The 12,805-nt window shown below is 72.5% G+C and carries 9 protein-coding genes, 1 tRNA gene and 2 pseudogenes; 7 read left to right on the top strand and 5 right to left on the bottom strand.

From position 1 onward, the window contains the following. Positions 1–71: 71 nt before the first annotated feature. The 3 genes and pseudogenes from JD77_RS09220 to JD77_RS09210 all read right to left on the bottom strand — a co-directional run. A pseudogene (locus tag JD77_RS09220) lies at positions 72–893 on the bottom strand (IS5 family transposase); the annotation flags it as partial. Positions 894–1,396: 503 nt separating this feature from the next. Next, positions 1,397–2,716: a DUF559 domain-containing protein gene (locus tag JD77_RS09215; RefSeq protein WP_145773903.1), complete on the bottom strand. Its 1,320-nt coding sequence runs from the start codon at positions 2,714–2,716 to the stop codon at positions 1,397–1,399. A 239-nt stretch (positions 2,717–2,955) separates the two neighbouring features. Continuing rightward, complete coding sequence (locus JD77_RS09210) at positions 2,956–3,621, bottom strand: IclR family transcriptional regulator (protein ID WP_145773902.1); 666 nt, start codon at positions 3,619–3,621, stop codon at positions 2,956–2,958. A 120-nt stretch (positions 3,622–3,741) separates the two neighbouring features. Here JD77_RS09210 and cysS point away from each other — a divergent pair, with 120 nt between their 5' ends. Further along, positions 3,742–5,157, top strand: a complete 1,416-nt coding sequence (cysS, locus tag JD77_RS09205) for a cysteine--tRNA ligase (RefSeq protein WP_145773901.1) — start codon at positions 3,742–3,744, stop codon at positions 5,155–5,157. Continuing rightward, positions 5,157–6,292 (top strand): annotated as a pseudogene (gene rlmB, locus JD77_RS09200) (23S rRNA (guanosine(2251)-2'-O)-methyltransferase RlmB). Before cysS ends, rlmB begins: the two are co-directional and overlap by 1 nt. 73 nt (positions 6,293–6,365) lie before the next feature. On the opposite strand, the gene JD77_RS09195 reads toward rlmB, so the two are convergent. After that, positions 6,366–7,457 (bottom strand): ABC transporter ATP-binding protein, encoded by a 1,092-nt coding sequence (locus JD77_RS09195; protein ID WP_145773900.1) that lies wholly within the window; start codon positions 7,455–7,457, stop codon positions 6,366–6,368. 363 nt (positions 7,458–7,820) lie between these two features. Between JD77_RS09195 and JD77_RS09190 the strand changes: the two genes are divergently transcribed. The 4 genes from JD77_RS09190 (at position 7,821) to JD77_RS09175 (ending at position 9,561) form a co-directional block, all read left to right on the top strand. After that, positions 7,821–7,897 (top strand) — tRNA-Thr (locus tag JD77_RS09190). 261 nt (positions 7,898–8,158) lie between these two features. Then, entirely contained in the window at positions 8,159–8,557 is a 399-nt protein-coding gene (locus JD77_RS09185; RefSeq protein ID WP_145773899.1) for a helix-turn-helix domain-containing protein, read from the top strand. Positions 8,558–8,592: 35 nt separating this feature from the next. Continuing rightward, the gene (locus tag JD77_RS09180; protein WP_145773898.1) at positions 8,593–9,012 is read left to right on the top strand and encodes a VOC family protein; all 420 of its coding nucleotides are present in this window, start codon (positions 8,593–8,595) and stop codon (positions 9,010–9,012) included. Between the two features lie 120 nt (positions 9,013–9,132). Further along, positions 9,133–9,561: an ASCH domain-containing protein gene (locus JD77_RS09175; RefSeq protein WP_145777493.1), complete on the top strand. Its 429-nt coding sequence runs from the start codon at positions 9,133–9,135 to the stop codon at positions 9,559–9,561. A 102-nt stretch (positions 9,562–9,663) separates the two neighbouring features. On the opposite strand, the gene JD77_RS09170 is transcribed toward JD77_RS09175, so the two are convergent. After that, positions 9,664–10,230, bottom strand: coding sequence for an RAD23 family protein (locus tag JD77_RS09170; protein WP_145773897.1), 567 nt, complete (start codon positions 10,228–10,230; stop codon positions 9,664–9,666). Positions 10,231–10,396: 166 nt separating this feature from the next. Between JD77_RS09170 and JD77_RS09165 the strand changes: the two genes are divergently transcribed. After that, complete coding sequence (locus tag JD77_RS09165; RefSeq protein WP_145773896.1) at positions 10,397–12,790, top strand: M4 family metallopeptidase; 2,394 nt, start codon at positions 10,397–10,399, stop codon at positions 12,788–12,790. Positions 12,791–12,805 lie beyond the last annotated feature (15 nt).

Genomic DNA, 12,805 nt, shown 5'->3' with positions numbered 1-12,805 from the left:
AGAAGTCGCTCGACGTTGATGCGTTGGGCGGCTTCGCGCTCGGTGGCGTTGGCCCAGCGGATCGTTTGACCGGCCAGGCGTATCGTCATGAGTCGAATCATCGCTACCTTGATCATGGCCTCTGAGTTGACGGTCAGCCGTTCGTAGTCCCGGGCCAGGCGTCGGTTACGGACCAGCCAACCCAGCGTCCTCTCTACCACCCACCGGCGCGGTAGGACCTTGAAGCCCTTGACGTCGTCGTTGCGCTTGACGATCTCCACCAGGATGCCGAGCTGCTCTTTCGCCCAGGTCAGCAGAGTGGAGTCGATGCTGTTGGCGTAGCCGCCGTCGGCCCACACGAGGGCGATGGTGGTGAACGCCTCGGCCAGCCGCGCCAGGATCCGCCGGCCACCGGGACGGTCGTTGACCGAGGCGGAGGTGACCATCACGACCAGGATCAGCCCCATCGTGTCCACGACCAGGTGCCGCTTGCGGCCGGTGGTCTTCTTGCCCATGTCGAACCCACGGCATTCGCCGCCCTCACTGGATTTGATGGACTGGGCGTCCAGCACCGCCGCTGTCGGCTCCGGCTCACGACCGGCCGCTACCCGCACCTGCCGGCGAAGCTCGTCGTGGATCGCGTCCCACGTTCCGTTCTTCCGCCACGTCGTGAACCAGCGATGTGCCGCGTCCGGTGGCGCCAGATCCCGCGGCATCATCCGCCACGGACAGCCCGACCGCAGCACATAGAAGATCGAATCCAGGATCAGCCGATCTCCCCACTTGCGCGGCCGGCCGCCTTTACGCAGGTCGCGTACCGGCATCAAGGGCGCGAGGATCGCCCACATCGCATCGGTCAAGCTCGACGGATAGCATGAACGGGCGTCATCCCCGCCACAGTTGCAGTTGCGCACACAACGCGATCATGGCGGGGATGATCTATTTGTCGAGCACCTGGCATCGACGTGTCTCCCCGTAACAGAACGCTCGGAGCTGGTTACCCGACGGTCTCTGAGGCGAGCGCGCGATGTCGGCGACGTGGCGGGGTTCGGGTGCGTCGGTCCGCGCGATGTCGGCGCATGGCGGTATCGGGGTGCGGTGGCCTGCGCGATGTCGGGTGGCCTGCGTCGGCGGTGGCGGGGTTCGGGTGCGTCGGTCCGCGCCATGTCGGCGACATGGCGGTATCCGGGTGCGTTGGCCTGCGCGATGTCGGGCGGCCTGCGTCGGCGACGTGGCGGGGTTCGGGTGCGCGGTCCGCGCGATGTCGGCGACGTGGCGGGGTTCGGGTGCGTCGGTCCGCGCCATGTCGGCGACATGGCGGTATCCGGGCGGCCCGGCCTGCGCCATGTCGGGAATGTGGCGGGGTGCCGGCGATCCGAGCCGTGCGGTGGCGGCGCCGAGGTGCCCCTCCGTCGGGTCAGCGCCGCCAGCCACGGGCCACCAGCGCGGCGCGCACCTCGCGGACCACGGCCGGGAAATCCTGGTGAAGCCGCCGGCTGGTCACGTGCAGCACCACCCAGCCCGCCGCGACGAGGTGGTTGAGTCGCTGCCGGTCGCGGTGCAGTTGCTCGGCGTCGGCGTGCCAGTGCCCGTCGTACTCGACCGCGACCCGAAGGCCGGGCCACGCCAGGTCGGGGTGCAGGACCAGGCCGGACGCCAGCCGCACCGGGTGCTGGGTGACCGGGCGGGGCAGACCCGCCAGGACGAGCCGGACCCGAAGGTACGACTCCGGCGGTGACTGGGCACCAGCGTCGGCGAGCCCGAACACCCACTGGGCGCGCCGCCCGCCCGGCCGGTCCGCGTTGTGGTCGGCGATCGCCGCCAGGGCGGCCCGGGTCGTCAGGCCCCTGCCGAGCAGGGTGTCGACGATCGCCACGGCCCGGACGGGCTCCAGCCACACCGCCGTCTCCCAGGCGGCCTGTGCCGGCTGACTTCGCGGCAACCCGTCGGCGTCGTCGGCGACCATGCAGGGGCAGTCCGGTGCCGGATCCGGCTCGGCCGGCAGGCCACCCGGGCTCGCGCCGACGCCCGCCGACGGGTTGCCTGTGCCGGCGGTTGCCGCGCCCGCGCCGACGATGGCTGCTGCGCCCGCGCCCGCGATGGTTGCTGCGCCCGCGCCCGCGATGGTTGCTGCGCCTGTGCCGGCGGTTGCCGCGCCCGCGCCGACGACGGCTGCTGCGCCCGCGCCCGCGATGGTTGCTGCGCCCGTGCCGGCGGTTGCCGCGCCCGCGCCGACGACGGCTGCTGCGCCCGCGATGGTTGCTGCGCCCGTGCCGGCGGTTGCCGCGCCCGCGCCGACGACGGCTGCTGCGCCCGTGCCGACGACGGCTGCTGCGCCCGCGCCGGCGATGGTTGCCGCGCCCGCGCCGGCGGTCGTCGGGATCGGGAGGTCCGCGCCGAGCGTGTGGACGCGGATGCCGGGCTGGGAGTCGACCCGTGCCGACCTCGAAACGAGCACGTGCACGTCGTCGGCGAACGACGCGGCGTGCTCGACGCCGTGCAGGTAGGCCGCCGAGGGGCCGGCGAGCACCGCCTCGGGCGGCAGCCGCAGCGTGGCGGCGCGACAGGCCAGCCCATGATCGCGGCGCAGGCGGACGTCGGCGTACACGTCGTGGCGCACGCGCAGCCAGGAGGCGCCACGGAGCTGGTGCCGGGTGAGCAGCCTGGAGCGGACGGCCTCCGAGCCGCGGAAGACCTGCCACTCCAGCGCGCCGGGTCGGTGAGGTTGTGGGGGCATGTCCACAGCGTCACCGCCCCGCGACCCACCGCGACACCCCTGTGGACAACCGTCGGCACCGCCTCGCCGCCTCCCTGTGGACAACCACCCCGACCGGCGCCGGATGTGGTAGAGGCGACGCGATGTCGGCGACGTGGGGCTGACCCGGGCGGCCGGATACCGCGATGTCGCCGACATGCGGCGCCGGCTGCGAGCGTCGGCTAGGCGAGGGCGAGGGCGAGGGCGGTGGCGAGCGTCGGCTAGGCGAGGGCGGTGGCGATGTCGGTGGCGGCGGCGGTCACGAGGGCGCCTACCTGGGCGACGTCCAGCGGCGCCAGCGCCACCACCCCGACGCTCGCCTCCAGTCCCGGTACGCCGAGCACCGGCGCGGCCACCCCGTACGCCCCAGGCTGCAGCTCGCCCGTCGTGTTCACCGGGCCGCCCGAGCCCGCCCGCCCGGCGAGGATCGCCCGTCCGGCCGCCCCGCGCTCCAGCGGGTGCCGTGTTCCCGTCCGGTACGCGACGTGGAACGACGTCCAGCTCGGCTCCACCACCGCCAGGGCGACCCCCTCGCCGCCCTCCACCACGGTCAGGTGCGCGGTCGCCCCGGCCTGCTCGGCCAGCCGGCGCAGCGCCGGCAGCGCCCCCTCGGCGAGCAGCGGTTGGGCCCGCCGGGCCAGGTGCAGCACGCCCGCGCCGAGGCGCAGCCGACCGTCGGCGTCCCGCCGCACCATGCCGTGCCCGCTCAGCGCGCCGGCCAACCGGTACACGGCGGCCCGGCCGATGCCCAGCCGGTGCGCCGCCTCGGTCACGGTGAGCCCGCCCGGCGCGTCGGCGACCAGGTGCAGCAGTCGCAGCCCACGGTCCAGGGTCTGGGCCGTCTCGCCCGCGCGCGCCGTCGCGTCCGGCCGTCCCGCCTCGTCCACGAGGGGCAGCGTACGGCCCGACTCCGACTTCCCGGCCGCCCCGGCCCGGGCGCGCCGCGGGGGCGGCGCACGGCCCGGCTCCGGGCGACCCGGGCAAGCGCGGGCGGCTACCCTTGTACGGTGACGCTACGCCTGTATGACACCGCCACCCGATCGGTGCGGGACTTCGTCCCGCGGGAAGCCGGCAAGGTGGGGGTCTACCTGTGTGGCCTCACCCTCCAGGCGCCCCCACACATCGGTCACCTTCGCTCCGGTGTCAACTACGACGTGCTGCGCCGCTGGTTGCTGGCCTCGGGCTTCGAGGTCACCTTCATCCGCAACCTCACCGACATCGACGACAAGATCCTGGTCCGGGCGATGGACCAGGGCCGTCCCTTCTGGTCGATCGCGTACGCCAACGAGCAGGCGCTGGCCGCCTCGTACCGGGCGCTGAACGTGCTTCCGCCGACGTACGAGCCGCGGGCCACCGGGCACATCCTGGAGATGCACGAGCTGATCGCGAGGCTGATCGATACCGGGCACGCCTACCCGGCCACCGACGGCTCCGGCGACGTCTACTTCGACGTGGCCTCCTGGCCCGCGTACGGGTCGCTGTCGGGTCAGTCGCCGGACGCCATGCAGCCGGCCGACGACACCCCGGAGCGGGGCAAGCGCGACCCGCGCGACTTCGCGCTGTGGAAGGGCGTCAAGCCCGACGAGCCGGCCGATGCGTACTGGCCGTCGCCGTGGGGGCGCGGGCGGCCCGGCTGGCACATCGAGTGCTCGGCGATGTGCTGGCGCTACCTGGGCGCGGAGTTCGACATCCACGGCGGCGGGCTCGACCTGACCTTCCCGCACCACGAGAACGAGATCGCCCAGTCGCAGGCCGCCGGGCTGCCGTTCGCCCGCTACTGGGTGCACCACGGTTTGCTCAGCATCGCCGGCACCAAGATGGGCAAGTCCCTCGGCAACGCCCTCGACCTGGCGTACGTCGACTCGCTCGGGGTGCGCCCGGTGGAGCTGCGCTACTACTACGCCGCCGCGCACTACCGCTCCCGCATCGACTACTCTGAGGACGCGCTGCGCGAGGCCGCGGTGGCGTACCGGCGCATCGAGGGGTTCGTGCAGCGGGCGGCCGAGCGGGTCGGCGGCGGTCAGCTCGGCACGCTGCCGCCCGGCTTCGTCGCCGCGATGGACGACGACCTCAACACCTCGGCGGCGCTCGCCGTGCTGCACGAGACGATCCGGGACGGCAACACCGCCCTGACCGCCGGCGACGATGTGACCGTCCGCACCGCGCTCGCCGACGTTCGCGCGATGCTGGGTATCCTCGGGGTCGACCCCCTCGACGCCGTATGGACCGGCGGCGGCCGGGCCGGCGACCTGCGGGACGTGGTGGACTCGCTGGTCGCGCTCGCCCTGGAGCAGCGCGCGCAGGCCCGGGCCCGCAAGGACTGGGCCGCCGCGGACGCGGTCCGCGACCAGCTCAAGCAGGCGGGCGTGGTGGTCGAGGACACCCCGCAGGGCCCCCGTTGGACTATTGGAGAGCAGGACTGATGGCCGGCAACTCGCAGCGCCGTGGCCGGCGACTGACGCCGAAGGCGGGCGCCCCCAAGGGCTCCGGCGGCAAAAACCGGGGCGCTCTCGCGGGCCGGGGCAAGACGCTGCCGGCCGACGAGCGGCCCTGGCACAAGGCGTACTCGGGCACCGAGAAGCTGCCCCAGCGCACCGCCTGGAAGCAGGAAAAGGAGCGCCGGGCGGCGGCCGAGGAGGGGCGCGCGGCCAAGATCGGCCAGCCGGGCAGCAAGGACACCACCTGGGGAAAGGGCGGCGGGCGGGGCGCCCCGCCGCTGGCCGGGGTGGGGCCGCCGCTGGCCGGGGCGGCAAGCCGACCGGCCGCACGGGTCCCCGCGTCGCACCTGGCCGCAGGTCCAATCCGGCAAAGGACAGCCCCGAGCTGCTGGTCGGGCGCAACCCGGTGCTGGAGGCGCTGCGCGCCCAGGTGCCGGCCACCGCGCTCTACACCGCCCAGGGTATCGGCATCGATGACCGGGTCAACGAGATCGTCCGCACCGCGGCCGACCGGGGCATCGCGATCCTGGAGGTCAGCCGGGCCGAGCTGGACCGAATGACCGGCGGCGTGCTGCACCAGGGCATCGGCCTCCAGGTGCCGCCGTTCGCGTACGAGCCGTTCGAGGACATGGCGGCGGCGGCGCTGGAGCACCCCTGCCCGCTGCTGGTCGCGCTGGACGGCGTGACCGACCCGCGGAACCTCGGCGCGGTGATCCGGTCCGCCGCCGCCTTCGGCGCGCAGGGTGTCTTCGTACCGGAGCGGCGGGCGGCCGGGATCACGGCGACCGCCTGGCGCACCAGCGCCGGCGCGGCGGCGCGGGTGCCCGTCGCCCAGGTCACCAACCTGACCCGGTCGCTGAAGGCCTGCCGGGACGCCGGCTTCACGGTCGTGGGGCTGGACGCCGACGGCGGCACCGACCTGTACGACCTGGAGGCGGCGGTGGGCCCGCTGGTCGTCGTGGTGGGCTCCGAGGGGCGCGGGCTGTCCCGGCTGGTCGGGGAGACCTGTGACCTGACCGTGCGCATCCCGATGGTCTCCGACGTGGAGTCGCTCAACGCCAGCGTCGCCGCCGCCGTCACCCTCGCCGAGGTGGCCCGCCGGCGCGCCGCGGAGGCGTGACCCGGCCGCGCCACCCGGGAACGGCGAAAGGGGCGGCCCGCCGGCCGGCGGGCCGCCCCTTTCCGCGCGTACGTCAGATCCGGTTGCCGGTGCCGGCGTGGAAGACGTGGGTACGGTCGGCGCGCGGCTTGACGAACACGGTGTCGCCCATGTTCGGCATGCTGCGGCGGTCGGTGCGGACCACGAACCGCTCGTTCTGGCCCGCCAGCGCGGCGTGGCCGTAGATGTTGGCGTCCGAGCCCAGGTCCTCGACCAGCTCGACCACGACCGGCATGCCGCCCTCGGTCGGGCTGACCAGGTCGCAGTCCTCCGGGCGGAAGCCGATGGTCACCTTGCCGTCGCTGCCCTCGGCGCGGGCCGCCTCGGCCTGCTCGCGGGTCAGCGGGATGTTCATCTCGGCGAACTCGGCGCCATTCTCGGTCAGCGGCACCGTCTTGATGTTCATGGCGGGGGAGCCCATGAACCCGGCGACGAACACGTTGGCCGGGGTGTCGTAGAGGGCCCGGGGGGTGTCCACCTGCTGGAGGTTGCCGTCGAGCATGACCGCCACCCGGTGCCCCATGGTCATGGCCTCGACCTGGTCGTGGGTGACGTAGACCGTGGTGATGCCCAGCTTGGCCTGGAGCGACGCGATCTGGGTACGGGTCTGCACGCGGAGCTTGGCGTCGAGGTTCGACAGCGGCTCGTCCATGAGGAAGACCTGCGGCTCGCGGACGATCGCCCGGCCCATCGCGACCCGCTGGCGCTGACCGCCCGAGAGGGCCTTCGGCTTGCGGTTGAGGAACTCCTCGAGCTGGAGCAGGCCGGCCGCCTCCTTGACCCGCCGGTCGATCTCGTCCTTGGGGGTCTTGCGCAGCTTCAGGGCGAACGCCATGTTCTCGTACACCGACATGTGCGGGTAGAGGGCGTAGTTCTGGAAGACCATCGCGATGTCGCGGGCCTTCGGCGGCAGGTGGGTGACGTCCCGGTCGTCGATGTAGATCGCGCCGTCGTCGACGTCCTCCAGACCGGCGAGCATGCGCAGGCTGGTGGACTTGCCGCAACCGGAGGGGCCGACCAGGACGAGGAACTCCCCGTCGCCGATCTGGAGGTCGAGCTGGTTGACTGCGGGACGCTCGGTGCCCGCGTAGATCCGGGACGCCTTCGCGTAGGTGACCGTGGCCATGCTGGAGCGCTTCCTTTCACCGGCAGGAACGTGCCGGACGATCCGAGTGAAGGAGCGACCGGCGCCGTGTGACGCCGGTCATCGGACGGCAGCCCGGGCAGCTTCACGGCAGCCGGATGTCGTCCGTGTCACTGCACGGTAAACGGCTTTTCGTGACCTGCCAAGACGGGGAGCATGGGGTGGGACGGACGGCATGGGCATTCCGGTCAGTCAGGCACAGCCGGGCATCAATCTCCGCGCCGATCGGCCGGACGGGCGACGAATGGCCGGCAAGGGGTAGGCAAAACGGCGTTTTCCGTGCTCGGAGGGCCTGCCGAGGCGGATCTTCCGGCCTGCGTCGCTTATGCTGGCCACGAACGACGCGCCCCTGTAGCTCAGCTGGCCAGAGCACTCGCCTTGTAAGCGAGATGTCGCCGGTTCGATCCCGGCCGGGGGCTCCAACTCCATCAGGCGGCCCGCGACGGGCGACGCCGCGAGCCGACGGGGTGACGGCGACGCCGACAGGAGCCGGGCTCGGGGCGGTCGCCCGCCGCGCCGGCCGCGGCCTTCGAGGGTCACCCCCTTGACGCTCGGCATCGACCGCAGCCGCTGCTCCATGGCGGGCGCATGGGGCCACATGGTAGGTGATCGTGAGGCGCCGCCGTGGCCGGAGAGCCGGGCGGTAGCGTGGTGTGGGCAGAAGCGGGGCGGACGGGAGCGGGATGAGCCGGGCGGTCGAGGAGTCCAACCGCGCGATGCTGCGCGCCCGGGACGCCATGGACCGGGCGTACGCCGAACCCCTGGACATCCCCGCGCTGGCCCGGATCGCGCATGTCTCCGAGGCGCACTTCATCCGCACCTTCCGCGCCACCTTCGGCGAGACCCCGCACCGCTACCTCCAGCGGCGCCGGGTCGAGCGGGCCATGTACCTGCTGACGCAGACCGACCGGGACATCACCGACATCTGCTTCGCGGTGGGCTTCAGCAGCCTCGGCACCTTCAGCCGGACGTTCCGCCAGATCGTCGGGGAGTCCCCGACGGAGTACCGCCGGCGCAAGGTCCCGGCGAACGTGCCGTCGTGCTTCGTGAAGGCGTGGATGCGACCGAGCAGTTTTGGATAAGCGGCAGGTCAGGGCGGTGTCCTAGCGTTTAGGGCATGACGATGAACGCGATCTCCCGCTCCCAGATCTACGTGCTCGACCAGGACGAGGCCCTCGACTTCTACGTCGGCAAGCTCGGCATGGAAGTCAACACCGACGCGGACCTCGGCTTCATGCGCTGGCTCACGGTGAACCTGCCCGGCGACCCGGAGCGCGAGATCCTGCTGGAGAAGCCGGGCCCGCCGGCCCTCGACCCGGCCACCGCGGAGCAGGTCCGCGAGCTGCTCACGAAGGGCGCGCTGGGCGGCCACCTCTTCATGACCACCGACGACGCCCAGAAGACGTACGAGGAACTGGTGGCGAAGGGCGTCGACGTCTACGACGAGCCGACCGAGCGGCCGTACGGCATCGACTTCGGCATCCGGGACCCGTTCGGCAACAAGATCCGCATCGGCCAGATGTTTTCGCGGGCCTGACGGGCGGCGGCACGGCAACGAGGGGTCCAGGGAGGCGCGGGTCACCATCGCGCCTCCCTACCCGTGCGAGGTGACGAATATCGGGTGTGCGAGCGGGTGGACGCGGACTGGGGTGCGCTCGTGACGACGCCGGCCACCCCCGACCTGCCGACGTGCTATTTCGCCTTCCCGGGGCCGCTGCGCGACCAGTTGGTCGCGGCCGTGCTCTCCGGGGACAAGACGTCCACCACCGGCCTGCTCGACGACTATGCGCGGGACGGCGAGCCGCTGCCGGCGGTCGGCGACCGCTCGGTGGTGGTCGACTCCGCCGACCGCCCGGTCGCGGTGATCGAGGTGACCGACGTACGCGTGCTCCGGCTCGGTGTCGTCGACCTCGACCACGCGCGGGACGAGGGCGAGGGGTGCGACTCGGTCGCCGCCTGGCGGGCGGGCCACGAGGAGTACTGGCACGGCCCCGACTACCGCGGCTACGTGGGCGACCCGGAGTTCACGGTGGACGACGACACGCTGGCGGTCGCCGAGCGGTTCCGGCTGGTGCGGCGACTCTGACCCCGGGCACGCGACACGCCTCCGTTCCGGCCGTCGGTGCGCTTCGTGCGATCGGCGGCCGGTCCCGCGTGCGGCGCCCGTCCCGGCCGGGGCGGTGGCGGGTCAGCCGGTGGTCTCCTCGATGAGGCCGGCAAGCGCCGACGCGGCCCGGGGCGGCGCGCCCGCGGTCGGGCAGTCGAGCCAGTTCACCACGGTCGCGCCGACGGTGAGCCGGTAGGCGAAGGCGTCGGCGCAGTGGCCGTCCGGCTTCGGGCTGGCAACGTTCCTCAGCCCGGGATCGGCGGCGAGTCGCCGTAGCCGGTCGAGGTCGGCCGCGTCCAGCCGGCCGCTGCGCCGGGCACCGGTGTGGTCCACGGCCGTCCACCGGCCGTCCCGCTCCACGGTGACCGTCCGGTGCTGTCCGGCGATGCCGCCGGAGCGGCGGAGGACCACCCGGACGGCGGCGGTCGAGGGGCTGTCCGCGGGCGTGCTCGCCGATGGTGTACCGGGGGCGGGCGTGGTGGGCGCCCCGGCGCTGGGCGTGGCGGGGCTGCCGGTGGTGGTGACGCGGGGTGACGCCACGGGTGTCGAGGGTGGTGGCGTGGGCGGGCCGGGCTGGGCCGCCGAGCACCCGCTCAGCGCCATGATCAGCGCGGCGATCGGGGCCAGGTGCGCGCGGATGGGGCTCATGCCCGTCGGACGTGTCCGGACTCCGCCCGGTTCCTCACCTGCGGCTCCTCCACCGAACGGCCAGTGTTGATATCGGGAACCGTCTTCCCCCTTCTCTTTTCCTGGATGCATGCCTATATCTATATGTGTGATTACCCCCGTCACACATTCCTTGTCAGGAGGGCACGTGAAGAGAACCCTCGCCGCTGCCGGTGCAGCACTGCTGACCGGCGGCCTGCTGACCGGCGCCACAACGGCGCAGGCGGTAGCGCCCACCGCCGCAGCCCCGGACTCCTCGCCCGCGGCCCGCGCCGAGTCGATCCTCCGCAGCAACCCCGGCGCCGTACAGGGCGCCAGCGGAGAGGCGTACCAGGCCGTCCGCACGAAGGTGGACGCCAACGGCGCGTCCCACACCAAGTACACCCGGACCTACCACGGGCTGCGCGTCTACGGTGGTGACTTCGTCATCCACACCGCGGCGGACGGCGCCTACGCCGGCTCCTCGGTGGGTCTCGCGGCACCACTGGCCCTCAGCACCACCCCGAAGGTCTCCGCCGCGAAGGCCAAGGAGGCCGCCCGCCAGGAGTTCTCCGGCTCGCTCACCGAGGTGGGTGCCCCGGAGCTCTTCGTCGACGCCAGCACCGGCAAGGGCCGGCTGGCCTGGGAGACCGTCGCCTCCGGCTGGCAGGCCGACAAGCAGACGCCCTCGCGCCTGCACGTCGTCACCGACGCGGTCACCGGCAGGGTCATCGGCTCCTACGACGAGATCGAGTCGGTCGCCGGCACCGGCAACAGCATCTACTCCGGCACGGTCAGCGTCGACACGACGCTCTCCGGCAGCACGTACCAGATGGTCGACCCGTCGCACGGCAACGGCCGCACCTGCGACATGAACAACGGCACGTCGACCTGCACCACGTTCACCGACGCCGACAACGTCTGGGGCACCGGCGCCAACTCCAACCGGCAGTCCGCCGCCGTCGACGCCCACTTCGGCGCCGCCAAGACGTTCGACTACTTCAAGCTCGTGCACGGCCGCAACGGCATCTTCGGCAACGGCGCCGGCGTGCCGAGCCGGGTGCACTACGGCAACAACTACGTCAACGCCTTCTGGGACGACTCCCAGATGACGTACGGTGACGGCGCGAGCAACTCCCGCCCGCTGGTCGCCCTGGACGTGGCCGGCCACGAGATGGGACACGGCGTCACCGAGGCCCTTTCCGGCCTGGCCTACTCCGGCGAGTCCGGCGGTCTCAACGAGGCCACCAGCGACATCTTCGGCACCGCGGTCGAGTTCTACGCCAACACCAGCGCCGACCCGGGCGACTACCAGATCGGTGAGAAGATCAACATCAACGGCAACGGCACGCCGCTGCGCTACATGTACAACCCCGGCCTGGACGGCGCGTCGCACACCTGCTGGTCGACCAGCACCAAGAACGTCGACGTGCACTACTCCTCCGGCCCGGGCAACCACTTCTTCTTCAACCTCGCCGAGGGCACCGGCTCCACCGCGTACGGCACCTCGCCGCTCTGCGGCTCCGCCCCCGCGGTGACCGGCATCGGTCGGGCCAAGGCGGAGAAGATCTGGTACCGCGCGCTCGACGTGTACTTCACCTCCAGCACGTCGTACGTCAACACCACCAACCCGGCCAACACCGCCCGGGCGTACATTCTGCGCGCGGCGACCGACCTGTACGGCAGCTGCTCGGTCGAGTACAAGGCCGTCCAGGCGGCGTGGACCGCGGTGAACGTGGCCGGCAACGACGCGCCCTGCTCGCCGACCGGCAACGACTTCTCCGTGACGCTGTCGCCGACCTCCGGTTCGGTGAATCCGGGCAGCGCCGTCTCCACCACCGTGTCGACCGCGACCACCAGCGGCTCCGCGCAGACCGTGACGTTCTCCGCGTCGGGCCTGCCGGCCGGCGCGTCCGCGTCGTTCAGCCCGGCCTCGGTGACCTCGGGCGGCTCGTCCACCCTGACCATCAGCACCTCGGCCAGCACCGCGCCGGGCACCTACACCGTCACGGTCACCGGCGCGGCCACCTCGGGCAACCGCACGGCGACCTACTCGCTGACCGTCAACGGCACCGGCGGCTGCACCAGCCCGGGCCAGAAGCTCGGCAACCCCGGCTTCGAGTCCGGCAACACGGTCTGGACGGCCAGCTCCGGCGTCATCGGCCAGAACGGCAGCGGTGGTCAGCCGCCGCGCACCGGCACCTGGAACGCCTGGATGGACGGCTACGGCGTCAGCCACACCGACACGGTCTCCCAGTCCGTGAGCCTGCCGGCCGGCTGCTCCTCGTACAACTTCAGCTTCTGGCTGCACATCGACTCGGCCGAGACCACCACGACCGTGGCGTACGACACGCTGCGGGTGCAGGTGCTCAACTCGTCCGGGACGGTGCTGGCGACCCTGGCCACGTACTCGAACCTGAACAAGGCCGCCGGGTACAGCCAGAAGTCGTTCTCCCTGGCCGCGTACGCGGGCCAGACCGTCACCCTGAAGTTCACCGGCACGGAGGACGCCTCGCTGCAGACCTCCTTCGTCGTCGATGACACGGCGGTCGACGTCTCCTGACGTAGCCGTACCGCC

Source organism: Micromonospora olivasterospora (assembly GCF_007830265.1).
GTDB lineage: Bacteria > Actinomycetota > Actinomycetes > Mycobacteriales > Micromonosporaceae > Micromonospora > Micromonospora olivasterospora.
This window is presented reverse-complemented; position numbering and strand designations above follow the sequence as displayed.